The sequence below is a fragment of the Geminicoccus harenae genome, from assembly GCF_019800005.1.
Taxonomy (GTDB): domain Bacteria; phylum Pseudomonadota; class Alphaproteobacteria; order Geminicoccales; family Geminicoccaceae; genus Geminicoccus; species Geminicoccus harenae.
The window spans coordinates 157,269-180,117 of record NZ_JABGCL010000015.1 but is presented as its reverse complement, the minus strand read 5'-3'; the positions used below and the strand labels follow the sequence as shown (position 1 = coordinate 180,117).

24 protein-coding genes are annotated in these 22,849 nt (G+C 68.9%); 12 read left to right on the top strand and 12 right to left on the bottom strand.

Annotated elements, in window-relative coordinates; translation table 11 throughout:
* Window positions 1-142: 142 nt before the first annotated feature.
* From HLA95_RS15620 to HLA95_RS15610, 3 genes are all read right to left on the bottom strand, one after another.
* Window positions 143-694, bottom strand: a complete 552-nt coding sequence (locus tag HLA95_RS15620) for a TetR/AcrR family transcriptional regulator (RefSeq protein WP_191062392.1) — start codon at window positions 692-694, stop codon at window positions 143-145.
* A 4-nt stretch (window positions 695-698) separates the two neighbouring features.
* A complete protein-coding gene (locus HLA95_RS15615; protein WP_191062391.1) occupies window positions 699-1,166 on the bottom strand; it encodes a nuclear transport factor 2 family protein in 468 nt (155 codons plus the stop codon).
* An 83-nt stretch (window positions 1,167-1,249) separates the two neighbouring features.
* The gene (locus HLA95_RS15610; RefSeq protein WP_222183782.1) at window positions 1,250-2,485 is read right to left on the bottom strand and encodes a calcium-binding protein; all 1,236 of its coding nucleotides are present in this window, start codon (window positions 2,483-2,485) and stop codon (window positions 1,250-1,252) included.
* A gap of 274 nt (window positions 2,486-2,759) precedes the next feature.
* Here HLA95_RS15610 and HLA95_RS15605 point away from each other — a divergent pair, with 274 nt between their 5' ends.
* Together HLA95_RS15605 and HLA95_RS15600 are read left to right on the top strand one after the other, a co-directional pair.
* Window positions 2,760-3,515 carry an SDR family oxidoreductase gene (locus HLA95_RS15605; protein WP_191060755.1) on the top strand — a complete coding sequence of 252 codons (756 nt, stop codon included), beginning with the start codon at window positions 2,760-2,762 and terminating at the stop codon, window positions 3,513-3,515.
* 53 nt (window positions 3,516-3,568) lie between these two features.
* The gene (locus HLA95_RS15600; protein ID WP_191060754.1) at window positions 3,569-3,988 is read left to right on the top strand and encodes a cupin domain-containing protein; all 420 of its coding nucleotides are present in this window, start codon (window positions 3,569-3,571) and stop codon (window positions 3,986-3,988) included.
* A 37-nt stretch (window positions 3,989-4,025) separates the two neighbouring features.
* On the opposite strand, the gene msrA is transcribed toward HLA95_RS15600, so the two are convergent.
* Window positions 4,026-4,547, bottom strand: coding sequence for a peptide-methionine (S)-S-oxide reductase MsrA (msrA, locus tag HLA95_RS15595; protein WP_191060753.1), 522 nt, complete (start codon window positions 4,545-4,547; stop codon window positions 4,026-4,028).
* The gene (gene msrB, locus HLA95_RS15590; protein ID WP_191060752.1) at window positions 4,544-4,996 is read right to left on the bottom strand and encodes a peptide-methionine (R)-S-oxide reductase MsrB; all 453 of its coding nucleotides are present in this window, start codon (window positions 4,994-4,996) and stop codon (window positions 4,544-4,546) included. Before msrB ends, msrA begins: the two co-directional genes overlap by 4 nt.
* 170 nt (window positions 4,997-5,166) lie before the next feature.
* On the opposite strand from msrB, the gene HLA95_RS15585 reads away from it, so the two are divergent.
* Window positions 5,167-6,069 carry a sigma-70 family RNA polymerase sigma factor gene (locus HLA95_RS15585; protein WP_191060751.1) on the top strand — a complete coding sequence of 301 codons (903 nt, stop codon included), beginning with the start codon at window positions 5,167-5,169 and terminating at the stop codon, window positions 6,067-6,069.
* Window positions 6,070-6,346: 277 nt separating this feature from the next.
* On the opposite strand, the gene HLA95_RS15580 is transcribed toward HLA95_RS15585, so the two are convergent.
* Window positions 6,347-7,222 carry a calcium-binding protein gene (locus HLA95_RS15580; RefSeq protein ID WP_222183781.1) on the bottom strand — a complete coding sequence of 292 codons (876 nt, stop codon included), beginning with the start codon at window positions 7,220-7,222 and terminating at the stop codon, window positions 6,347-6,349.
* A gap of 364 nt (window positions 7,223-7,586) precedes the next feature.
* Between HLA95_RS15580 and HLA95_RS15575 the strand changes: the two genes are divergently transcribed.
* Together HLA95_RS15575 and polA are read left to right on the top strand one after the other, a co-directional pair.
* Window positions 7,587-8,921 (top strand): calcium-binding protein, encoded by a 1,335-nt coding sequence (locus HLA95_RS15575; protein WP_191059373.1) that lies wholly within the window; start codon window positions 7,587-7,589, stop codon window positions 8,919-8,921.
* Window positions 8,922-9,019: 98 nt separating this feature from the next.
* Window positions 9,020-11,734 (top strand): DNA polymerase I, encoded by a 2,715-nt coding sequence (gene polA, locus HLA95_RS15570; protein WP_191059372.1) that lies wholly within the window; start codon window positions 9,020-9,022, stop codon window positions 11,732-11,734.
* Window positions 11,735-11,841: 107 nt separating this feature from the next.
* On the opposite strand, the gene HLA95_RS15565 is transcribed toward polA, so the two are convergent.
* Together HLA95_RS15565 and HLA95_RS15560 are read right to left on the bottom strand one after the other, a co-directional pair.
* Window positions 11,842-12,429 (bottom strand): nuclear transport factor 2 family protein, encoded by a 588-nt coding sequence (locus HLA95_RS15565; protein ID WP_191059371.1) that lies wholly within the window; start codon window positions 12,427-12,429, stop codon window positions 11,842-11,844.
* Window positions 12,430-12,495: 66 nt separating this feature from the next.
* On the bottom strand, window positions 12,496-13,140 hold the full coding sequence (locus tag HLA95_RS15560; RefSeq protein ID WP_191059370.1) for a hydrolase: 645 nt from the start codon (window positions 13,138-13,140) through the stop codon (window positions 12,496-12,498).
* A gap of 229 nt (window positions 13,141-13,369) precedes the next feature.
* Between HLA95_RS15560 and HLA95_RS15555 the strand changes: the two genes are divergently transcribed.
* The 3 genes from HLA95_RS15555 to HLA95_RS15545 all read left to right on the top strand — a co-directional run bounded on the left by HLA95_RS15555 (window position 13,370) and on the right by HLA95_RS15545 (window position 15,049).
* Window positions 13,370-14,305 (top strand): LysR substrate-binding domain-containing protein, encoded by a 936-nt coding sequence (locus HLA95_RS15555; protein WP_191059369.1) that lies wholly within the window; start codon window positions 13,370-13,372, stop codon window positions 14,303-14,305.
* A gap of 122 nt (window positions 14,306-14,427) precedes the next feature.
* Entirely contained in the window at window positions 14,428-14,664 is a 237-nt protein-coding gene (locus HLA95_RS15550; protein WP_191059368.1) for an AbrB/MazE/SpoVT family DNA-binding domain-containing protein, read from the top strand.
* Complete coding sequence (locus tag HLA95_RS15545) at window positions 14,654-15,049, top strand: PIN domain-containing protein (RefSeq protein ID WP_191059367.1); 396 nt, start codon at window positions 14,654-14,656, stop codon at window positions 15,047-15,049. Before HLA95_RS15550 ends, HLA95_RS15545 begins: the two co-directional genes overlap by 11 nt.
* 127 nt (window positions 15,050-15,176) lie before the next feature.
* Here HLA95_RS15545 and HLA95_RS15540 read toward each other — a convergent pair whose 3' ends face one another.
* On the bottom strand, window positions 15,177-15,392 hold the full coding sequence (locus HLA95_RS15540; RefSeq protein ID WP_222183780.1) for a hypothetical protein: 216 nt from the start codon (window positions 15,390-15,392) through the stop codon (window positions 15,177-15,179).
* Between the two features lie 218 nt (window positions 15,393-15,610).
* Between HLA95_RS15540 and HLA95_RS15535 the strand changes: the two genes are divergently transcribed.
* The 3 genes from HLA95_RS15535 (at window position 15,611) to HLA95_RS15525 (ending at window position 18,141) form a co-directional block, all read left to right on the top strand.
* Window positions 15,611-15,940 (top strand): hypothetical protein, encoded by a 330-nt coding sequence (locus HLA95_RS15535; protein ID WP_222183778.1) that lies wholly within the window; start codon window positions 15,611-15,613, stop codon window positions 15,938-15,940.
* Between the two features lie 88 nt (window positions 15,941-16,028).
* Window positions 16,029-16,826, top strand: a complete 798-nt coding sequence (locus tag HLA95_RS15530; protein ID WP_191060991.1) for a gamma-glutamyl-gamma-aminobutyrate hydrolase family protein — start codon at window positions 16,029-16,031, stop codon at window positions 16,824-16,826.
* Entirely contained in the window at window positions 16,801-18,141 is a 1,341-nt protein-coding gene (locus HLA95_RS15525) for a glutamine synthetase family protein (protein WP_191060990.1), read from the top strand. The genes HLA95_RS15530 and HLA95_RS15525 overlap by 26 nt, the downstream gene beginning before the upstream one ends.
* A 678-nt stretch (window positions 18,142-18,819) precedes the next feature.
* Here the strand turns inward: HLA95_RS15525 and HLA95_RS15520 are convergent.
* Complete coding sequence (locus HLA95_RS15520) at window positions 18,820-20,466, bottom strand: multicopper oxidase family protein (protein WP_222183776.1); 1,647 nt, start codon at window positions 20,464-20,466, stop codon at window positions 18,820-18,822.
* A 363-nt stretch (window positions 20,467-20,829) separates the two neighbouring features.
* Window positions 20,830-21,222, bottom strand: coding sequence for a Co2+/Mg2+ efflux facilitator ApaG/CorD (gene apaG, locus HLA95_RS15515; protein WP_159714422.1), 393 nt, complete (start codon window positions 21,220-21,222; stop codon window positions 20,830-20,832).
* A 212-nt stretch (window positions 21,223-21,434) separates the two neighbouring features.
* Here apaG and HLA95_RS15510 point away from each other — a divergent pair, with 212 nt between their 5' ends.
* On the top strand, window positions 21,435-21,866 hold the full coding sequence (locus tag HLA95_RS15510) for a helix-turn-helix domain-containing protein (RefSeq protein WP_191062195.1): 432 nt from the start codon (window positions 21,435-21,437) through the stop codon (window positions 21,864-21,866).
* A gap of 16 nt (window positions 21,867-21,882) precedes the next feature.
* Here HLA95_RS15510 and thiL read toward each other — a convergent pair whose 3' ends face one another.
* The gene (gene thiL / locus HLA95_RS15505; RefSeq protein ID WP_222183774.1) at window positions 21,883-22,845 is read right to left on the bottom strand and encodes a thiamine-phosphate kinase; all 963 of its coding nucleotides are present in this window, start codon (window positions 22,843-22,845) and stop codon (window positions 21,883-21,885) included.
* Between the last annotated feature and the right edge of the window lie 4 nt (window positions 22,846-22,849).

Sequence of the window (22,849 nt, the reverse complement as noted above, 5' to 3'; positions counted from 1 at the left end):
GTTGCTTGAACGGCAGGGAACTTTGGCGCTGTGAACAACGAACCGGACAGCCGTGGGCCAAGCCGGGGGATGACATGAGAGAGAGTGGCCACGGCCACGCAGCTCGAGGGGGACTGCCACGCAGCTCGGCCGCCGATGATCGCTACCGACCGTCGGCGAGCCGGGCTTCCATGCGGGCGAGGGCGTTGGTGAACAGGTTCGGGTCGTTCAGGGCCCGGGACAGGACCAGGGCGCCCTGGATGCCGGCGACGAATTCCTCGGCAAGGGCCGGGTCCTTGCCGGCGCGGTGCAGGGCGCTGGCGAGGGCTTGGCACCAGCGGGTGAAGTAGGTGGCGATCGTTTGGGCGAAGCGGTCGCGGGGCTCGCCCAGGGCGAACAGGCCGACCAGGCAGATCCGGCGGCCGGAGCGGAAATAGCTGTCGACGGTGCGGAACATGGCGGCGATGGCGGCTTCGGCGTCGGGCTCGGTGTGGAGGGGGTGGAACAGGTTGGTCTCGAACCAGGCGTCGAGCTCGGCCAGGACCGCCTGGGCCATCTCCGCCTTTCCGCCGGGGAAGAAGTGGTAGAGGCTGCCCTTGCCCAGGCCGGTGCGCTGGCCGATCAGGGACAGGCTGGCACCCTCGTAGCCGTGCTCGCGGAAGGTTTCCGCGAGCAGCGGGATCACGTCGTGGCGCTCCTGGACGATGCGGGCCATGCGCTCAGAGGCCGAGTTCGGACAGGCCCGGATGGCCGTCGGGGCGGGGGCCGAGCGGCCAGTGGAATCGGCGGTCGGCTTGGTGGATCGGCTGGTCGTTGATGCTGGCGAGGCGGCGGCGCATCAGGCCGTGCTCGTCGAACTCCCACTGCTCGTTGCCGTGGGAGCGGAACCAGTTGCCGCTGTCGTCGTGCCATTCATAGGCGAAGCGGGCGGCGATGCGGTTCTCGTGGAAGGCCCAGACTTCCTTGATCAGGCGGTAGTCCAGTTCCCTTGCCCATTTGCGGGTGAGGAAGTCGACGATGGCCGGGCGGCCCTGGAGGAACTCGGCGCGGTTTCGCCAGCGACTGTCCTCCGTATAGGCGAGCGCCACCTTCTGCGGGTCGCGGGTGTTCCAGGCGTTCTCGGCGAGGCGGGCCTTCTGTGCGGCGGTTTCGGCGGTGAAGGGTGGCAGGGGTGGGCGCTGTTCCATGCTCCTGTACCTCTCGGATAAGCATGTACCGATTGGTACAGGAGCTGGTTCGGCCTGTCCATGCGCTGAGTGGCCGCCGCCGCTCAGCCGGTGGGCGGGGTCGGCTCGATGTCCTGCAGCGTCAGCGCGGTCACGCCCAGCAGGGTGAGGGTATCGGTCGGGGTCAGGCCGTTCAGGGAATGCGCGTCGTCGAGCTGGGTATCGATGAAGGCCGAGAAGTCGATCACGAGGCCGCTCGCGCCGCCGGTCCGCTCCTCGGTGAAGCGGTCCAGGGCGTCCAGGATGCCGCTGCCGTCGGTATCGAGTGCTGCGAACAGGGCGGCACCGTCGATGAAGGGCAGGCCGGGGATCCCGGCGCCGCCGTTGCCTGGATCCTCGTCGACCGCCACCCCCCAGCGCAGCAGGTCCTCCCCCCGATGGAAGTCGGTGATCGTGTCGACGCCCGCCTCGGTGAAGCCGAACATGCTGCGATAGGAGGTGTGGCTGAACACGTCCTCGCCGCTGCCCCCGGTCAGCCGATCGTCGCCGATCCCGCGGCCGCCCCGGACCAGATCGTCCCCGGCACCGCCCGTGACGCGGTCGTTCCCGTCATTGCCGTTGACCAGGTCGTTGCCCTCGCCGCCGTTCACCGTGTCGTTGGCGCTGCCGCCCTCGACCCAGTCGTCGCCGGCCCGGCCGAACAGCGCGACCGGGCGGTCCAGGGCGGAAAGCTCGGGATCCTTCTCGCCGAACAGGACGTCGTCATGGCGGCTGCCGAACACCCGCTCAATGCCTTGCAGCGGCTCGACCGTCGCCGGGCCGTCGTCCGGGTCGCGATCGGCCGCGATCTCGTCGGCGAGATGGACGAACACGCCCCGGTCCGCGTCGACGAACGACACGGTGTCGTAGCCGCTGCCGCCGATGAAGCTGTCGACGCCCGGCCCGTCGAAGATCAGGTCGTCGCCGGCCCCGCCTTCCATCAGGTCGCGGCCGTCGCCGCCGCGCAGGATGTCGTCGCCGACATTGCCGCGCAGGACGTCGTCGCCGGGCCCGCCGGCCAAGCGGTCGTCGCCGGCCCCGCCCCAGAGATAGTCCCGGCCGGCATTGCCCGAGACCAGGTCGTCGCCGCTGTCGCCGAACAGTCGGTCATTGCCGGAACCGCCGGCGATGCGGTCGGCGCCATCGCCGCCATGAACTGAATCGTTGCCGGCATCGCCAAAGAGACGGTCACGGCCGGCCAGGCCCAGGACCCGGTCGTTGCCGCCGCGCCCGGCAATGGTGTCGGCAAATCTCGTGCCGGTCAGGAAATCGTCGCCACTCGTACCAATAATACTGGTCAATGGATGGTCCTCCATGAGCGTGCGATCTGCGGAGCGGGTTTTTATCACGGCCGTGAAGGATGCGCTGCACCCTGTGGAAGATCAGTGAGTTCTTGTATCTTCGCTGGAATCTACTTGACCTGGACTGGAGAGGCCGGACGGCCATGGGCCGCAGCCGGGGGAACGGTCGAGAAAGCCGGTGCTGCCACGTCACAACGCGTCCGCCTGCCTCGTCCTGGACACGCGCGACCCGGCCTGACGGAACAGGCGGCGCGCATCTGGCAAGAGGTAGCGCATGAAGATCGTGATCATCGGCGGCAACGGGCTGATCGGCCGCAAGCTCGTGGAACGGCTGCGCGGGCGCGGCCACGAGGTGGTGGCCGCCTCGCCCAGCACGGGCGTCGACACCGTCAGCGGCAAGGGGCTGGACGAGGCGCTGGCGGGTGCGGCGGTCGTGGTGGACGTGACCAACCCGACCTCGTTCGATGCGGACGCGACGCTGGCCTTCTTCGAGGCGTCGGGGCGCAACCTGATGGCGGCGGAGGCGAGAGCCGGGGTGCGGCATCATCTGGCCCTGTCCGTGGTCGGCACCCAGCGCCTCCAGGACAATGGCTATTTCCGGGGCAAGCGCGCCCAGGAGCGGCTGATCGAGGAATCGGGCGTTCCCTACACGATCGTGCAGGCGACGCAGTTCTTCGAGTTCCTGGCAGGGATCGCCGATGGCGGGGCGGCGGATGGCGGCACCGTCCGACTGTCGCCGGCGCAGTTCCAGCCCATGGCCGCGGACGACGTGGCGGACATCGTGGCCGAGCTGGCGCTGGACCGGCCGCTCGGCCGACGGATCGAGATCGGCGGGCCGGAGCGGATCGGGATGGCGGAGGTGGTCGGGCGGTACGTGCAGGCCAGGGGCGATGGGCGTCGGGTCGTGCCCGATCCGGAGGCCACCTATTTCGGCCAGACGATGGACGATCGCTCGCTGACGCCGGGCGAGGGCGCCTGCCTGGGGCCTACCCGCCTGGGCGACTGGCTGGCCCGCGCCCAGCACCCGTGACCTCCGGCGGGCCCAGGGCCTGCCTTCCTTCCATTCCCGACAGGACGAGAACCATGTTCACACGGATCTGCTGCGCCCTGGCACTGGCGGCGCTGCCGCTTTGGCCGGCCGCGGCCCATGACGCATCCGGCAAGGACGCCACGGTGACGCTGGTCGCCGAGCACGCGCTGCCCAACGTGCCGGGCAAGAGCCTGAAGGCGGTGCTGGTCGAGTATGGGCCGGGCGGGTTCTCGGCGGCGCATACCCATCCGGAATCGGCCTTCATCTATGCAACGGTGCTGGAGGGGGCCGTGCGCAGCAAGGTCAATGACGGGCCGGAGAAGGTCTACCGGGCGGGCGAGAGCTTCGTGGAGATGCCGGGCGACCGTCACGGGGTCAGCGCCAATGCCAGCGACACCGAGCCGTCGCGCCTCCTGGCCGTGTTCGTGGTCGACACGGAGGAGACCGTGCTGGTGCGGCCCGCTCCGGAGTGAATGAGCGCGGCGGGACCGGCTGGTCCCGCCGCCGGGCTCACTCGGCTGCGACGGCCGCCTCGCTGCGCCTGGGCAGGCGCCAGTTCGGGCGGATGAAGTGGCAGGTATAGCCGTTGGGGTAGCGCTCCAGATAGTCCTGGTGCTCCGGCTCAGCTTCCCAGAAGTCGCCCACCGGGCTCACCTCGGTGACGACCTTGCCGGGCCACAGGCCGGACGCGTCGACATCGGCGATCGTGTCGAGGGCGACCTGCTTCTGTGCCTCGTCGACATAGAAGATCGCCGAGCGGTAGCTCATCCCGATGTCGTTGCCCTGGCGGTTGCGGGTCGTCGGGTCGTGGATCTGGAAGAAGAACTCCAGGATCCGGCGAAAGCTGGTCTTGGCCGGGTCGAAGATGATCTCGATCGCCTCGGCGTGGGTGCCGTGGTTGCGGTAGGTGGCGTTCGGCACGTCGCCGCCCGTGTAGCCGACCCGCGTGCGGATGATGCCTTCCTGGCGCCGGATCAGGTCCTGCATGCCCCAGAAGCAGCCGCCGGCCAGGACCGCGCGTTCCTCGGTCATCGAATGTCCTCCACCTGGTCGAGATAGGCGCCGTAGCCCTCCTCCTCCATCCGCTCGCGCGGGATGAAGCGCAGGGCAGCGCCGTTGATGCAGTAGCGCAGGCCGCCCCGGTCCCGCGGCCCGTCCGGGAAGACATGGCCCAGATGGCTGTCGCCATGGGCGGAGCGGACCTCGACGCGGATCATGCCGTGCGACAGGTCGCGCTTTTCCTGGATGTTGGCGGGCTCGATCGGCTTGGTGAAGCTGGGCCAGCCGCAGCCGGATTCGAACTTGTCCGACGAGGCGAACAGCGGCTCGCCGGAGACGATGTCGACATAGATGCCCGGCTCCTTGTTGTTCAGGTAGGGGCCGGTGCCCGGGTATTCGGTGCCGTTCTGCTGGGTGACGCGGTACTGCTCCGGGGTGAGCCGGGCGATCGCGTCCGGGTCCTTCCTGTAGGTCTGCACCATCGAATCTCCTGGCGATGCTCCTGGCGGCCGGGCGGGCCGGGGCCGGATGTCGCCCCCTGATATAGGTTGCCTCCTGAGCGCCTGCATCGCCCCCCGAGGCCATGTCACAAGCGTGCGCCTTGCCTCGTCAGTGCTGGAACGATGGTGGGGGACGCGGGATGATGCGGCACATGACGAGCGAGGACGGGGCGACGGCGCTGTTCGAGGCGCATCGACGGCGGCTGGTGCGGCTGGCCTACCGGATGCTGGGCTCGGCGGCCGAGGCCGAGGACATCGTGCAGGATGCCTGGCTGCGCTGGCGGCAGGTGGAGCCGGGGACGGTGCGCGAGCCCGGGGCGTACCTGACCCGCACCGTCACCCGGCTGTGCCTGGATGCGCTGAAATCGGCGCGGGCCCGGCGGGAAACCTATGTGGGGAGCTGGCTGCCGGAGCCGATCGTCGAGGAGCCGGAGGAAGCGGTGGCGGCCGACGAGCTGACGCTCTCGCTGATGCTGGCGCTGGAACGGCTCTCGCCGCTGGAGCGCGCGGCCTTCCTCCTCCACGACGTGTTCGACGTGGCGCTGGACGAGATCGCCCGCACCTTGGGGCGGGAGCCGGCGGCGGTGCGCCAGTTGGCAGTACGCGCGCGGCGCCACGTCCAGGCGGCGCGGCCGCGCTTCCCGGTGGCGCGCGAGGAGGGCAGCCGGATCGCCCAAGCCTTCTTCACGGCGGTGCAGAGCGGCGATCTCGCTGCGCTTCAGTCCATGCTGGCCGAGGACGTGGTGCTGCGCTCGGATGGCGGCGGCAAGGTGATCGCGTTCCTCAATCCCGTGGCTGGGCTGGCGCGGGTGCTGCGCCTGTACCGCGGCCTTCACCGCAAGCTCGGTGCCCATTCGGCGACGTGGCTGCGGCCGGCCTGGATCGACGGCCTGCCCGGCTATCTCAGCCGCGAGCGCGGCGGGGTGCTGCAGACCACGGCGCTCGAGATCGAGGATGGCCGGATCACCGCGATCTACATCACCCGCAACCCGGACAAGCTGGGGGAGGTGGTGAAGCTGCTGGAAGCGGAGGCGGGGCCGGGCGCGGCGGCGTGAGGTGCCGAGGCGGGCAGGCGCGTCCGCCATTGCCGGACGGCGTGCCTGCCGGTGCCATGCGGCCGTCGATATGGGCGCTCGCTTCTGGGGCTCATGCCGGCCGGGCTGCGGGGGGTGCGGCTGCGGCCCGGCAGGACATGATCAGCATATCACTGCCTGACGCCGTAGAAGCTGTACGCGCCGGGGCTGTCCAGATCGCTCCGGACCGCGAACGACCCGCCCATGCGCAGCGGCCGGCCGACCTGGTGCCGGGAAAGGTTCGCCCGGTAGAACCAAGTCAGCCGAGGGTGATGGTCCGGTCGGTGAAGACCAGGAACTCGATGTCGTGCAGGATGTCGGTGCCATCGCCGCCGGCGAGCGCGTGCGTGACCGTCCAGCTCCCATTGTCCTCCTTGGTCACCGCGTACTCGGCAGACGCGCCCGAGAACAGGGCGGCATCGCTGCCCGGGCCGCCATGGAGCACGTCGTCGCCCGCCCCGCCGAACAGGCCGTCGTCGCCGGCACCGCCGGTCAGCCGGTCCTGGCCTGCGCCGCCGAACAGCACGTCGTCGTCGTCCTGGCCGTCCAGGACGTCGTCGCCTTCGCCGCCATGGAGCTCGTCATTGCCGCTGCCGCCGGACAGGCGGTCGCTGGCGCCGTCGCCGAACAGCATGTCGTCGCCGGCACCGCCATTCAGATAGTCGCTGCCGCCGTCGCCGGTGAGGATGTCGTGGCCGTCGCCGCCGGCCAGCCGGTCGCGGCCTTCGCCGCCATGGAGGCGGTCCTGGCCATCGCCGCCGATCAGATAGTCGTTGCCCGTGCCGCCATAGAGCTCGTCATTGCCGCTGCCGCCATGCAGCCAGTCATGGCGGTCGCCGCCGTTGAGATAGTCGTCGCCGGATCCGCCGAGCAGGCGGTCGTCGCCCGCGCCGCCGAACAGGACGTCGAGGCCCGAGCCGCCGTCGAGCAGGTCGTCGCCCTCGCCGCCGTTCAGCCGGTCGTCGCCGGCCTCGCCCGCCATGAAGTCGTCGCCTTCCTCGGCAAGGAAGATCGCCTGGCCGTCCGGGCCGGTACGGAACCCGATCACGTCGTCCCCGGCACCGCCGAGGATCGTGTCCGCCGCCTGCGTTCCGCCCAGGACGTCGTTCTCTTGCGTCCCATGAATCGTGCTCAAGATGGATCCTCCCCTTGCACGCCGTGGCCCGAACCGGCCGAGTCTCTGGCAGTTCCATTGCCATTCGTCCGAACGTGCTCAAATAGAACATGAAGGCAGCTACATGTATCCTTCATATGACTGTCTGCGGCCAATGGCCGCCAGCGTCCGGCGCTGGGGCTTATCTCGGTGCGGGGTGACATCATCCAGCCCTGATCATTTCCCGGCAGGCCGGTGGCCAGGTTCGCCGGCATGGCAGGCGGCCGCAGGCCGAGGTTGAATCCATTGCCGCCTGGTCATGAACAGGAAATGTTGCCTGTTGCGTCCGCCTGCGCTTGCGCTAGCGGATGGAGGAACAGCCACCGGTTCAGGGAAGTCCGCCTCCATGGTCACGCGCACGGGCACGCTCGGCAAAGATCTGCTGTATGGCAGCGGCCAGCCGGACCAGATCTACGGCCTGGCCGGGGATGACTGGGTGAAGGCGTTCGCCGGAGCGGACCTGATCGAGCTGGGTGCGGGCAACGACATCGTGTTCGGCGGGCGCGGGGCGGACCTGATCACCGGCGGCGAGGGCGACGACCGGCTCTATGGCGAGGAGGACGACGACCTCCTCCATGGCGGGACCGGTGCGGACCTGCTGGTGGGCGCGCATGGCCATGACCGGATGTTCGGCGAGGCGGGCGACGATGCGCTCTGGGGCAACGGGGGCGACGACCTGCTCTCGGGCGGTGACGGCGCGGACCTGCTGCGCGGTGGCGACGGCGACGACCGGCTCGACGGCGGGGCCGGCAATGACCGGCTGTTCGCCGAGCGGGGCAACGATGTTCTGTCGGGCGGCGACGGCGACGACCGCATCGAGCTGGGCGGCGGCGACAACGTGGTCGATGGCGGGGCCGGCGACGACCACATCCAGTCGGACGGCAGCGTGTCCCCGACCGGCGACAACACGGTCAGCGGCGGCGACGGCAACGACACCATCTGGCTCGGCAGTGGCCGCAACGTGATCGACGGCGGTGACGGCGACGACTGGATCTCGCTGCCGCAGGACGACTGGGACTATAATACCGGCCTGCCGAACACGATCGACGGCGGTGCCGGCAACGACCTGATCGACGGCGGCTATGCCGATGATGTCGTCGAGGGCGGCGAGGGTGACGACCGGATCGACATGGCGTCCGGCCACGACCTGATCATGGGCGGGGCCGGCAATGACCGGCTGGAGGGCAATATCGGCGACGACGTGGTGATGGGCGGCGACGGGGACGACCGGCTGGCCGGCGGAGAGGGCTGGGATCTGCTGATCGGCGGAGCGGGCGACGACCTGTTCGGCATCGACTTCCGCCATTGGAACGGGTTGCAGGGCAGCCCCGGTGCCAACAACTGGGTGGCCGACGATGTCATTCAGGATCTGGTTCGGGGTGAGGACCGGCTGCAGTTCACCTTCTTCGACGAAGGGCCGGAGCATCCCGAGGAGGGCGAGGACAGCGTCTACCAGATCGCGACGTTCGCGGATCTCGACAGCAACGGCGACGGCAGCCTCGACCAGAATGACGCCGGCTTCTCCCTGCAGTCGGTCACCTTGGACGGGCGCACCGCCGACTCCCTGATGATCGACGTGGCGCAGTTCGCCTTCGACCATGTCGCCGAGGCCTTCGGCACCGTCACCCTGTTCGGCATCACGCAACTGACGGCCGCGGACATCGATGCGACGACGCGGTAGCAAGCGCCGGCCAGAGAGCGGCCGAAGCGAATGATGCATGGCGCGACCGGCAGCATGCCCCTGTCGGGATGGCCTCGTCGCGGCTAGGTTCCCTGCCCATGAGCACCGCATCCCGCCTCGTCCTGGTCGATGGTTCCGGCTACATCTTCCGGGCGTTCTTCGCGCTGCCGCCGATGACCCGGGCGGACGGCACACCGGTCAACGCCGTGTTCGGCTTCGCGTCCATGCTGTTCAAGCTGATGACCGACCGGCCGGAGGACGACCTCCTGGTCGTGTTCGACCATTCGCGCTCCTCGTTCCGCAACGAGATGTACGAGGAGTACAAGGCGAACCGGGCGGAGCCGCCGCCGGAGCTGCGGCCGCAGTTCGCCATGGTGCGGGAGGCGGCGCGGGCGTTCGGGCTGCCGGTGGTGGAGCTGGAGGGCTACGAGGCGGACGACCTGATCGCCTCCTATGCCAAGGCGGCCAAGGCGGAGGGGCGGGTCGTCGAGATCGTCAGCTCCGACAAGGACCTGATGCAGCTCGTCACCGACGGCGTGTTCATGTTCGACCCGATGAAGAACAAGAATATCGGCCATGACGAGGTGGTCGAGCGGTTCGGGGTGGGGCCGGAGCGGGTGCGCGACGTGCTGGCGCTGGCGGGCGACACCTCGGACAACGTGCCGGGCGTGCCGGGCATCGGGGTGAAGACGGCAGCACAGCTCGTTACCGAATACGGGTCACTGGAGGCGCTGCTGGCGTCCACGGCGAAGATCAAGCAGCCGAAGCGGCGCGAGACGCTGGAAAGCAATGCCGACAAGGCGCGGTTGTCCTACGAGCTGGTGGGGCTGAAGGACGATGCGCCGCTGCCGCTGACCTTCCAGGAGATCGGGCGGGCGGCGATCGACCCGGCCACGCTGCTGCCGTTCCTCCAGGAGAACGGCTTCAAGGCGCTGATCTCGCGGGTGGGGCTGCTGGCCGAGGCGGCGGCGGTGCACCAGGAGGTGGCGGTCAAGCGCGAGCTGCGCTTCCGGGCGATCACCGACTTCGCCGAGCTGGACGGGTTCCTGGCACGGGCGAAGGCCGGGGGCTATCTGGCGATCGACACCGAGACCACCTCGCTCAGCATCATGGACGCGACCCTGGTCGGGCTGTCCATGGCGGTGGACGAGGAGGAGGGGGTCTATGTCCCCTTGTGCCACGAGGACGCGTTCGGCCAGCGCTGCGAGGGGCAGCTCGAGACGGACGCGGTGATCGACCGGCTCCGGCCGGTCCTGGAGGATCCCTCGATCCTCAAGATCGGGCACAACCTGAAATACGACATGGGCGTGCTGGCCAAGTACCGGGCCACGATAGCACCCTACGACGACACGCTGCTGATCAGCTACGTGCTGGACGGGGCCAGGCACGGCCATGGCATGGACGAATTGGCCAAGCGCCATCTCGACCATGACACGATCAGCTACGACTCGCTGACCGGCACCGGCAAGTCGCGGATCGGCTTCGCCAAGGTCGAGGTCGTCAAGGCCACCGACTATGCCGCCGAGGACGCGCTGGTCACCTATCGCCTCTGGAAGGTGCTGAAGAAGCGCCTGGTCGAGGAGAAGATGGTCCGGGTCTATGAGGAGCTGGACCGGCCGCTGCCGGCGGTGGTGGCGCAGATGGAGCTGCACGGGGTGGCGGTCGACCGCGACCTCCTGCGCCGGATGTCGGGCGAGTTCGGCCAGCGCATGGCGGCCTACGAGGCCGAGGCGGCCAAATTGGTCGGCCACAGCTTCAACATCGGCTCGCCCAAGCAGCTGGGCGAGGTGCTGTTCGACGAGATGGGCATTCCCGGCGGCAAGAAGGGCAAGGCCGGGGCCTATGTCACCGATGCGGACGTCTTGGAGCAATTGGCCGAGCAGGGCCATGAGCTGCCGAAAGTGGTGCTGCAGTGGCGCCAGCTGCAGAAGCTGACCCGCACCTATACCGATGCGCTGATCGAGCAGATCAGCCCGGCCGATGGGCGGGTCCATACCTCCTACATGCTGGCCTCCACCTCGACCGGGCGCCTCAGCTCGACCGAGCCCAATCTGCAGAACATCCCGATCCGCACCGAGGAAGGGCGGCGGATCCGCGAGGCGTTCATCGCGGAGCCCGGCCATGTGCTGATGTCGGCGGACTATTCCCAGGTGGAATTGCGCATCCTGGCGCACATGGCCGAGTTGGCGACGCTCAAGGAAGCGTTCGCGAATGGCATCGACATTCACCGGCTGACCGCGGCGCAGATGTTCGGCCTGCCGGTGGAGGAGGTGAGCGGCGACCTGCGGCGCAGCGCCAAGACCATCAATTACGGCATCGTGTACGGGATCGGGGCGTTCGGCCTGGCCCAGCGCCTGGGCATCCCGCATGCGCAGGCCAAGGACTATATCGATCGCTATTTCGAGCAGTATCCGGGCATCCGGGAGTACATGGACCAGACCAAGGCGGAGGCGCGCGAGAAGGGCCATGTGGTGACGGTGGACGGGCGGCGCTGCTGGGTGCCGGACATCCTGTCCAAGCTGCCGTCCCGCCGGGCCTATGCCGAGCGCGCGGCGATCAACGCGCCGATCCAGGGGACGGCCGCCGACATCATGAAGCGGGCGATGCTGCGCGTGGCGAGGCGGCTCGCGGAGGAGCGGGCGGGGGCGCGCCTCCTGCTCCAGGTCCATGACGAGCTGCTGCTGGAAGTGCCACAAAGCGAGGTCGAGCCGACGGCTGTGCTGGTGCGGGCGGCGATGGAGGGGGCGGCGTCGTTGAGCGTGCCGCTGGAGGTCGAGGTCGGCACCGGGCACAGCTGGGGGGCGGCGCACTAGGCCGGCCTGACTGCCGCCGGCTGCAGGCTTTTGCGCTCGCCGCAGGTTCTGCGAAGCCGGTGCCCGTCACTCCGTCGAGCCCCTGTCCATCCGTTCGCCAGACGAGGTTACCTTGCGCCGACCTCGAATGCCGGGGTCCCCTTGGTCGTCTTTACGGTCCACGAGCCGCTCTGACGGAATGAGCTCGCCGATGCGTAGGTGTCTTCCATGAACTGGAAGTAGACCATCTTGCCATCACGCACCTTGGCGTGAATCGAGAATGGCGAGGTGAAGACATGGCCTACTTCCACCGAACGGTAGGTGAACTTGCCGAAGATGGCGACATCCTCGGCTGAAGCCAGCTTGTCGGTGATCGTGAAGTCCTCGATCTGCCAATATTCTGCGACCTGAAGGAAGGTGCTGCTGTACGCGCCAGGGCCCATGGCAGTCCCAGCCCACGGCTCGATCTTCTTCAGTTCGGGGTTGTCGAAGTTCAGCGATACGTAAACGGCGTCGGGCGCTACGAGGCGGGCGGCCGCAGCTTCGACCTTGTCCGGGCTCGTGTTGGACAGGAAATCCATGACGACGGCCAGGGACGCGGCGGACTGATCCTGCGAGCCCGTTGCCTGCGCTGCGGCAGGCGCTGACAGCAAGACAGGCGTGCTCATCGCAAGTGCCGCTGCGAGAACTGCCTTGGAAGGATTGAGAGACGTCATGTGCTTGTTCCTTTCGCTGTTCAGGTTGCTGTCTGCGGTGGTTCGGGATGGCGGTAGCGTCGGGCCTCAGCGCCTGGCCGCTTCCTCGGCTGCCTTCTCGGGGTTGAACCCGTCGAAACTGTCGAAGACGCCCATGAAGCCGGGCACGGTCGCCTCACGCGCCCAGTCGCGCTGAAGCTCGCAATACATCTGCACGCGGCTGATGAGCTTGCCGCCGGCCTGCTCGATGCGACGCAGCGCCGCCTCGTGCGCGGCGAGCGAGGTGCCGCCCACCGCATCGACCGGCACATAGACCTCATAGCCTTCCTGGATCGCGTCGAGTGCGGGGAAGGTCAGGCACGCTTCGGTCCAAAGGGCGGTCATGATGAGCTTCCGCCGGCCGATCGCCTTGACCGCCTGCTTGAACTCGGTGTCCTCCCAGCTGTTGATCGACGTACGGTCATAGGTCGGCAGGTGGCCGAGCACGTCCTGCAGCTCCTGGATGGGCGGCTTGTTGCGGCCCGTGGCGACATTGACGGTCGAGTGGACGATCGGAAGGTTGTAGTTCATCGCCGCCTTCGCGGTGCCGACGATGTTGAACACCAACTCGTCGCGGGGCATCGAGCGGATCGACGAGACCTGAATCGGCTGATAGTCGATGATGATGAAAACCGAATTCTCAGGCGTGAGCAGATGGTCGGTCTGCGCGTTGCGAGTCGTTTCACTGGCCATTGGTAGGCCTCCTGCCTTGATTGGACATTCTGCGCTGGAGGTGGTCCGCAGCCTCGACCAAGCGGACGAGCGGGCGCGTGCCATCCTCAGGAAATCGGAAGCCGGACTCGGGTCCGGTCCGGTCCTTATCGGCGTCGCAACCCATCGTGATTGCGTGGGCCAGAGATAAAAGTGCAACGATGATGTAGAAAGCTTGCTTGGTACGACGCAGCGTCCTACGGTGAGGACGATGAGGGACCTCAACGATCTCTATTACTTCGCGGCCGTGGTTGATCACGGCGGCTTCTCAGCGGCCGGGCGCGCGCTCGGCATCCAGAAATCGCGGCTGAGCCGCCGGGTCCTGCTCCTCGAAGAGCGCCTCGGCGTTCGTCTCCTCAACCGGTCGTCGCGCCGCTTCTCGGTGACCGAGATCGGGCGTGACTTCTACGAGCGCTGCGTCGCGATGATCGTCGAAGCGGAGGCGGCCGAACAGATCGCCGCGGAGATCCAGGTGGAGCCGCGGGGCCTGGTGCGGATGAGCTGTCCGACGGGGCTCCTGTCCTTTCAGTTCGGCGAGCTGCTCGCCCGCTTCATGATGCAGAACCACGCCATCCAGATACAGTTGGAGAGCACGAACCGCCGCGTCGATGTGATCGCCGAAGGGCTCGACCTGGCGATTCGCGTGCGGTCTCCACCGTTGGAGCGGACCGACCTGGTGATGAGGCGGCTGTACGAGAGCGTCCAATGCCTCGTTGCGGCGCCCAGCCTGATCGACCGCACCCTACAGTCGCCCACGGATCTCCACATGCTGCCGAGCCTGGATCAACAGCGGCCGCATCGGGACCATTCCTGGGAACTGCATCACGCTGATGGTCGGGTGGCGACGGTCCCGCACGCACCCCGCCTGGTCACGGACGACATGTCGGTCCTGCAGAACGCGGCGATCGCAGGGGCGGGCGCCGTGCAGTTGCCGACCATCTTCGTCTGGGATGATATCCGTGCGGCCCGGCTCATCCACGTACTTCCCGATTGGCGACCACGGTCGGCAATCGTCCATGCGGTCTTCCCCTCCCGGCGTGGACTGCTTCCATCCGTGCGGGCGCTGATCGATTTCCTTGTCCGAGAATGTGCCATCCAGCGAACCCAGGCTGACAAGGTCGTACCACCGATACCTACGTCGCAATGATCGTTTCACCCAGGGGCTGCGAGGCCGAGAACGAGGCTGCGCCTGGTTCTGGCGGCTGCTTGCTGTATCGACGCGGATGATCTACACACTGTAGATATGTATATCCACATTGGAGGCGAGCCATGCAGATCGCACGCTGGGGCAACAGTCTGGCCGTCCGCCTGCCTGCCAGGCTGGTCGAGGAAATGGGGCTGAAGGAAGGCGACCAGATCGAGCTGGTGGCCGGCGAGGGCAGCCTCCATGCCTTCCGGACACGGGCCAGGAGCGCGGAGTGGGACCAATTCTTCGCCGAATGCGACGCCCGGCCCGCTGTGCCCGCAGACTACCGGTTCGACCGGGACGAGGCGAATGCCCGCTGAGTTCGCGGACACCAACATCGTCATCTACGCGGTCAGTGCCGGGCCCAAGGCGGCGGCGGCGCGAACGATCCTGCGCCGCGGCCCGACGATCAGCGTCCAGGTGCTGAACGAGACGCTGAACATCCTGCGGAAGAAACGGCAGCTGGATTGGCCCGAGATCGAGCAGCGGCTGGGCCAGCTGCGCAGTCTGCTGCCGGTGGTGGATCTCACCACCCGTACCCATGAGCTGGGCCTGCAACTGGCCCGGCGCTACGGCCTGTCGGTCTATGATGCGATGATCGCCGCGGCGGCGGTCGAGGCCGGCTGTACGGTCCTGTGGAGCGAGGACATGCAGGACGGGATGCTGGTCGCCGGGCAGTTGACCATCCGCAACCCGTTCGCGTGACCGGCTTCTCTTTCGGCGTGGGCGCTGCCGAGTACCGTGGCTCATGTCGTCGTGCTGCGGGAGGAGCAGTGTCGCAACATAACATAATGGTTGAAAATCTTTCCGGATCCTTGCCAATACTCGCTGGCTAGCCCGCCGCCGCAGGTGCCGCCATGGCCGAGACGCTGCTGGATGTCGTCGCCGACAGTTCGCCCTTGCCGCTCGTGGTGCTGGATCCGGCCGGGGGCGTGGTGCTGGCGAACCGGGCGCTGCGGGCACTGGTGGACGAGGTGGTGCTGCAGGCCGGAGTGGCGCTGGACGGGCGGGACGGGCGTGTGCTCCTGCCGGGCCGCCACGGGGGCATGGTGGCGCTGGAGGTGATCGAGCAGGCAGGGGCGAGGGCAGGCGGGTGCTGCGCGGCGAGGCGCGTGGCCAGCCAGCCGGGCTGCGGGAAGAGGCGGCGGGCTTCCAGTTCGCAGCCTGCCAGGACCTGTCGCCACTGGACGAGGGGCTCCTGCGTGCGGCGCGCAGTGCCGCGGAGCAGGACCGGGCGGTGGCGCTGCTCCTGCTGGAGTCGGTGGCATGGAGCGGCTGGCGGCCGAGTTGGGGCCTGCCGCGGCCGATGCGGTGCTCACCGGGCTGGATGAGCGGCTGCGGGCCAGCCTGCGCACCGTCGACCATCTCCTGCCGCAGGAGGACGGGCTGCGTGCGGTGGTGGCGGTGGTGAGCGGGGCCGAGGGGGCAGAGACGCTGGCGGCCCGGCTGTCGGCCTTGCTGGCGCAGCCTTTGGCGGTGGCGGGTGCCGGGCGCCGGTTCGGCGTGCGCATTGGTCTGGCGCATGCCCGGGCACTGATCTCGCCGCGATGCTGCCGGCGGCGCGCGCGGCGCTGGCGCAGGCGGCCATGGTTCTGACCGTTTCGTTTCCCTGGCGAGCCGGAGCCTGTCGTGAGCGTGGCCGGGCCGGCTTGTCGCCCCTTCAGCCCTGGGATACCTGTGCAGCATGAATGACCGGGTTCTGCTTCCCCTGATCGGCGTCACCGCCTGCCTGCGCGAAAGCGAGGACGGGCTGGGTTCCCATCAGGTCGGTGCCAAGTACCTGAACGCGGTGGTCCAGGCCTGCCGCGCCATGCCGCTGGTGATCCCGGCGCTCGGCCACGCGGCGGACGCCGAACTCCTGGTGGAGCGGCTGGACGGGCTCCTGCTCACCGGCAGCCCGAGCAATGTCGGCCCGCAGCATTATGGCGGCCCGCCCCCGCGCGAGGGCAACATCGCTGATGCCGCGCGCGATTCCACCACCCTGCCGCTGATCCGCCGGGCGATCGAGGTGGGCCTGCCGATCTTCGCGATCTGCCGGGGCTTCCAGGAGCTGAACGTGGCGCTGGGCGGCACGCTGCACCAGCACCTGCACGAGGTGGAGGGTCGCTTCGACCACCGCTCGCAAAAGGACCGGCCACCGGCGGAGCGCTACGATCCGCGCCACGAGATCCGGCTGACCCCGGGCGGCGCCCTCCAGCGGATCCTGGGCGGTGCCGAAGTCACGCGGGTGAACACGCTGCACGGCCAGGGGCTGGACCGGGTGGCGGCACGGCTGCGGATCGAGGCGATCGCCCCGGACGGCACGCCGGAGGCGGCGAGCGTGCCGGATGCGCCGGGCTTCGTGCTGGGGGTGCAGTGGCACCCGGAATGGCGGGCCACCGAGAATTCGGACAGCGTGAGGATGTTTCAAGCGTTCGGGGATGCCTGCCGGGCCCGCGCGCAAACCAGGGTGCAGCATGGTCGATATCGCCGCGTGGCTTGAGGAACGGCACATCACCGAGGTCGAGTGCCTCATCGTCGACATCAACGGCATTGGCCGGGGCAAGGTGCTGCCGGCCTACAAGTTCCTGAAGTCGCTGGAAGACGACACGCTGCGCATCCCGGAAAGTGTGTTCATCCAGACCGTGACTGGCGACTATCCGGAAGAGGACGTGATCGACCCGGCCGACCGCGACGTGCGGATGCGGCCGGACCATGATTCGCTGCGCCTGGTGCCGTGGTACGACGAGCCGACCGCGCAGGTGATCTGCGATGTCCATCACCATGACGGCCAGCCGGTGACGATCGCGGCGCGGCAGGTGCTGCGCCGGGTGGTCGGACTCTACGAGGAGCGCGGCTGGAAGCCGGTGGTGGCCCCGGAGCTGGAATTCTTCCTCACCAAGATCAACACCGACCCGGACTATCCGCTGGAGCCGCCGATCGGCCGTTCGCGCCGGCCCGAGACCGGGCGGCAGAGCTTCGGCATCGACGCGCTCAACGAGTTCGACCCGATCTTCGAGGACGTCTACGCCTGGTGCGAGGCGCAGGAGATCGACGTGGACGGCATGACCCATGAATCGGGTGCCGCCCAGATGGAGATCAACTTCGCCCATGGCGAGCCGCTGGATCTCGCCGACGAGGCGTTCCTGTTCAAGCGCACCCTGCGCCATGCCGCGCTCAAGCACGACATCTACGCGACCTTCATGGCCAAGCCCATGGAGCGGGAGCCCGGCTCGTCCATGCATATTCACCAGTCGGTGGTGGACGTCCGGACCGGGCGGAACGTGTTCGCCGAGGGCGACGAGGGCTATGCCGACCTGTTCCTGGCGCACATCGCGGGGCTGCAGAAATACCTGCCGCAATGCATGCCGCTGCTGGCGCCCAACGTGAACAGCTACCGGCGGCTGCGCCGCTTCTCCACCGCCCCCATCAACGTCCACTGGGGTACCGAGAACCGCACGGTCGGCCTGCGCGTGCCGGCCAGCTCCCCGGAATCGCGGCGGATCGAGAACCGGATCGCGGGGGCCGACGCCAATCCCTATCTGGCGATCGCCGCGTCGTTGGCCTGCGGCTATCTCGGCATGGTCCAGGGGCTGGAGCCGACCAAGCCGATCTCGGGCAGCGCCTACCGCCTGTCCCACTCGCTGCCGACCCAGCTGGGCGAGGGGCTGGAGAAGCTGGCCGCGTCCAAGACCATGCGCGAGGTGCTGGGCGAGGAGTTCGTCGAGGTGATGCTGGCGGTCAAGGAGACCGAGCACGCGGCGTACCAGTCGGTGATCAGCTCCTGGGAGCGGGAGCATCTGCTGCTGAACGTGTAGGGCCCGCCCTGCGGCCGAGGTTCCGCTCCAGGATCCGCAGGGCGTCCTGCGGGCGGCTGTCCAGGAGTAGGCGACGCCCAGGTCGGTCCAGACGGGGTCATGGACCGAGTCGAACGTCAGGATAGTCTCGAACGCGTGGATCGCCCGGTCGAGGTCGCCGCTGGCGGGGTAGATCGAGCCGCGCTGGGCGCGTACCTCCGGACCGCCGGGGTTGAGCTCGATCGCCCGGTCGATCCCGGCCTGAGCGAGGTCGAAGCGGCGGTCGAACTCTTGCGCCCAGCTCAGCAGCACGTGCCCGCCTGCCTCCTCGTCGTCGTCGAGCAGGACGGCCAGCCCCTTCCTCAGGTCATCCCCCGCGCATGCGGGGGATCAACTGCACGGCCAGGGCATCCTGCGCTGGCACGCCTGCGGTGCCCCTTGCGCAGGCGATGCCACAGCCGGCGTGTGGCGGTGGATCCCCCGGACGAGCCGGGGGATGACCGGAAGGAGGGGGGCCGGCGCTGGTAGCCGGCTTGGGGCACGAGCCGGGCAGCCGCGTGTTCGACCAGGCCATCCGGCTTTTCCGGCTATCACTGGATGGCCGGCTCAAGGCCCATGACGAAGGAGAGGTGGAGCGGCAGGTCGGCAGGTGGCGCTGATCTTGCGATCAGTCGCGAGGTTTGCGGCCCCTGGCAGCCTCTACTCGGCGTTCTCGCCGGTCCGGCAGATCGGGGAGTCCAGGCCGGCGAAGGTGCCGGCTTCGGCGGTCGAGGTCGGCCAGAGGGAGGGCAGGTCGAGGCCGGCGAAGTCCTGCAGCTTCTCCCAGACCTGCTCGGCGGCGGTGCGGCGGGGCATGACGCGGATGTTGGCCATCATCCCGGCGTCCTCGTGCTGCACCAGATGGCAGTGATAGACGAAGTCGCCGGCGATGATCGGGTTGGTGAACGGGATGATGATCTCGGCGATGCCGGGCTTGCCGTTCTTCGCATAGGGGATGTTGATCACGTCGCGCAGGCCGCCGCCCGGCGTCTCGTCCGGGTCGCCGGAGAAGCGCCGAACCAGGAAGGCCGTCTGGTGCAGGTGGAAGACGTGGTATTCCTGGGTGAAGTTGCGCACGATCCAGCGCTCGACCTGGCCCACCCTTGTGAGCGTGTCGATCCGGTCGTCCGCGTACATCTTCTTGTTGATGAAGAAGCTGTTGCCGTCGGCACTTTCCGAGAAGTCGACATAGCGGGTCCGGTCGACCTTCAGTTCGGCGATCTCGGCGGCGTTGGGCTGGATCAGGTCCGGGCGGGCCGGGCCGTCGTTCAGGCGCTTGAGGAAGCGCCGGGCATGGCGGGGCTCGCCCTCCACGATGAAGGTGCCGAGCTGGACGGCGGGGTTGGGGTCACCGGCGGGGCCGGTGTCGACGTTGCGGTGGCGGAAGGCGTAGCGCCCGGCCTTGCCGGCCTCCACCACGATCGTGGCGCGGGCACCCGGCGGCAGGAAGACGTGGTCGATCCGTACCGGCTTGGCGAGCAGGTTGCCGTCGCGCTCGAGCAGCCAGACCTGGTGGCCGTCGAGCTGCATGTCGAAGAAGGCATCCGCGCCGAGATTGCCCAGCTGCCAGACCTGGAACTCGCCCGGGCGCGTGCGGATCGGCGGGTTGGCCAGGCCGTTCAGTGACTTGGCGCGGGCGTCGCCGTCCTTGAAGCCGGGGAAGGTGAAGTCCTTGAGGACCATGACCCGCCGGCGCAGCTTGGCCAGCTCCGGGTACTGGGTCTCGAACGTGCCGTCCACGATCAGCATGCCCGAGATGCCGGAGCCGATCTGGTCGTCGACATAGTGATGGACGTGGGCGTGGTACCAGTGCAGGCCCAGCGGGTGGTCAGGCGGCACGGCCACGTCGTAGCGCAGGTCACGGCCGGGATCGATCCGCAGGAACACGTTGTCGCCGTTCGGGCGCTTGGGCGAGACGTCCATGCCGTGGAAGTGGATGTTGGTCGGCTGCGGCCGGTCGATGGCGACCTCCGACGGCCCGATCTCGTTGATCGCCTTGACCTGGATCGTGTCGCCCGGGCGGATGCGCAGGGTCGGGGCCAGGTAGCTGCCGTTGACCACGTTGGCGCGGACCTTGCGGCCGCGCACGGTGATCTCCGCGGGCCTGATCCTGAGGGTGGCGCGCAGCACCCCGTCCTGGCTGCGCAGTTCCGGCGGGTTGGGCAGGTCGTCGATCGCCTGGGTGGCCTGGAGCCGGGCCGGCATCGGCCCGGGCGCGGCCGACCAGGCCGGCAGCGCGCCGGACAGGAGCATGGCGGCCAGGGCGGCAGCACCGCCGAGACCACCGGCCAGTCGCGATCGAGTCATCGCCGTTCTCCGCCACCACGAGATCTGCGGGCCGGACTGTCCCTGGCCCTGCGAGGCGCGCCCGCCTGCCCAGGCTCGAAGGTGCGGCAGGTTCAGGATCGCGTCAATCAGGATCAGGACTGGCGGCCGTACCGGTCGACATTGCCGCAGACCACCGGAGGCGGAAGGTCACCGGGATGTCCGGATGCTTCATGCTTCAGGGCCGGCCGTTCTACTTGACGGTGACTTGGTGCGCCTGTCGCCCGGCGTTTGGGACCGAGGCGAAGGACAGCGGCCAGCGGCGGCAGGCGCGCATGACACGGCCCGGGGCGCGGGTGTCCGGCCGGCATCTGCTGGTGGTTGCGAAATGCGCTGCTGCGCCCGTCAGTGCAGCGTCGCGGTGATGCCGGGCGCGTCCAGGGAGAAGGCCGGGATGCGGACGTCGAACTCCTCGCCCCGGTCGTTCACCATCTGGTAGCTGCCGAGCATCATGCCGGTTGGCGTGGTGAGCGGGGTGCCCGAGGTGTATTCGAAGGTCTCGCCGGGCTCCAGGCGCGGCTGCTCGCCGACCACACCCTCGCCGCGCACCTCGATCATCCGGCCGCGCGCGTCGGTGATCCGCCAGTGGCGGCCGAGTAGCTGCACGCGCTCGGCACCCTGGTTGGCGATCCGGACCCGATAGCCGAACACCCAGCGCTGTTCCTCGGGCCGGGACTGGTCCTCGACGAAGAATGGCTCGACCGAGACGGCGATCGAGCGGGTCGTGGCACTGTACATGGCGGCGGCCCACCCATTCTGCGATGACGCGACAACCGGAGCTTGGGCGGCAGGTTCCCACCTGTCCAGGACCGTCGTGCGGGTGTGGCAGGCCGGCACGCGGCGGCCCTAGCGCAGGCGGGGGAAGATCCGACAGGTGCGTGCATCAGAACAGTTGAATTAAACTTACGGTGGAATTAGGGTGGTGCCGTTCAGACATGGACGGTGGCGACATGGGCACTGATGAAGACCGGCGCGACAGTGGCCGGGCCGACGACGCGATGAAGGCGGCATTCGCCCAGCGTCTGCTGATGGCGATGCGCGAGCGGGGCTGGACCCAGTCGGAGCTGGCCAGGCGCGCCCGGATCGGTCGCGACAATGTCAGCGGCTATATCCGCGGCAAGAACCTGCCGGGGCCGGCGATCCTCAACCGGCTGGCGGCGGCGCTGTCGGTCGGGCCGGAGGAGCTGATCCCGATGCCGGAGCAGGACATCCCGAACGGCCGCAAGGCGCACGGCTTCACGCTGCGCCACCTGGCCGACGACGGCAACCGGGTCTGGCTGCAGGTCGAGCAGGCACTGCCCTGGGACCAGGCCGAGGCGATCCTGCGCATCCTGGGCCATTCCCTGCAGCGGCCGCCGGTCGTCGAGTCGCGCGCGGCGTGAAGGCGGGCTTGCCGGTTCAGAAATGGGTCCAGCTTCGGCCGGACAAAGTGAGCGGGGCGCCGTCCGGGCCCAGCACCTCGGTCCCGGCACCGCTGCGGATCTCGCCGATCACCGCGACCGGCACGGGCAGCTCCGCGAGCCTCGCCCGGTGGCGGGGCGGCAGGGTGAACAGGAGCTCGTAATCGTCGCCCCCGGAGAGCGCCGCTTCCAGGGCGCCGGGCAGGCCGGCGGCGGCAGGCGAGAGCGGCAGGTCGCCGGCACGGATCACCGCACCCAGGTTCCCGTCAGGCCCGGACGTCGCGAGGATGTGGCCGAGGTCGCCCAGGAGGCCGTCCGACACGTCCAGGCAGGCGCTGGCGAGGCCGCGCAGGGCTTGGCCCAGCACCAGGCGCGGCTGGGGTACCCGATAGCGGCCGGCCAGATAGGCGGCCGCATCGGCCGGGGCGGTGACCCGCCCTTCCAGCACGGCCAGGCCCAGCGCACCGTCGCCCAGCGTGCCGGACACGCAGACGAGGTCGCCCGGCCGGGCGCCGGCGCGGGTAAGCGCCGTGCCGGCCGGGAGGCGGCCCAGCACGGTCAGCGAGAAGAACAAGGGGCCGGGCGTCGACACGGTGTCGCCGCCCAGGAGATGGATGCCGAATTGCCGCTGGTCCTCGGCGAGGCCGGCGACGAAGCCGTCCAGCCAGCCATCGGGGAGGCCCTGGCGCAGGCCGAACGCGGTGAGGTAGCCCACCGGCTCGGCCCCCATGGCGGCGAGGTCGGACAGGTTCTGGCGCAGGAGCTTCTGCGCCACCGTGCCCGGGGGATCCTCCTGGCGGAAATGGACGGCCTCGACGATCGCGTCCTTGGCGAGCACCAGCTCGGTGCCGGGGAGCTGCGCCAGCAGGGCCGCGTCGTCGGTGAGCCCGAGGGCTCCCGGACAGCCGGCCGCCAGCGGCTTGAGCAGCCGGTCGATCATCTGGAACTCGCCCTGCGCCATCCGG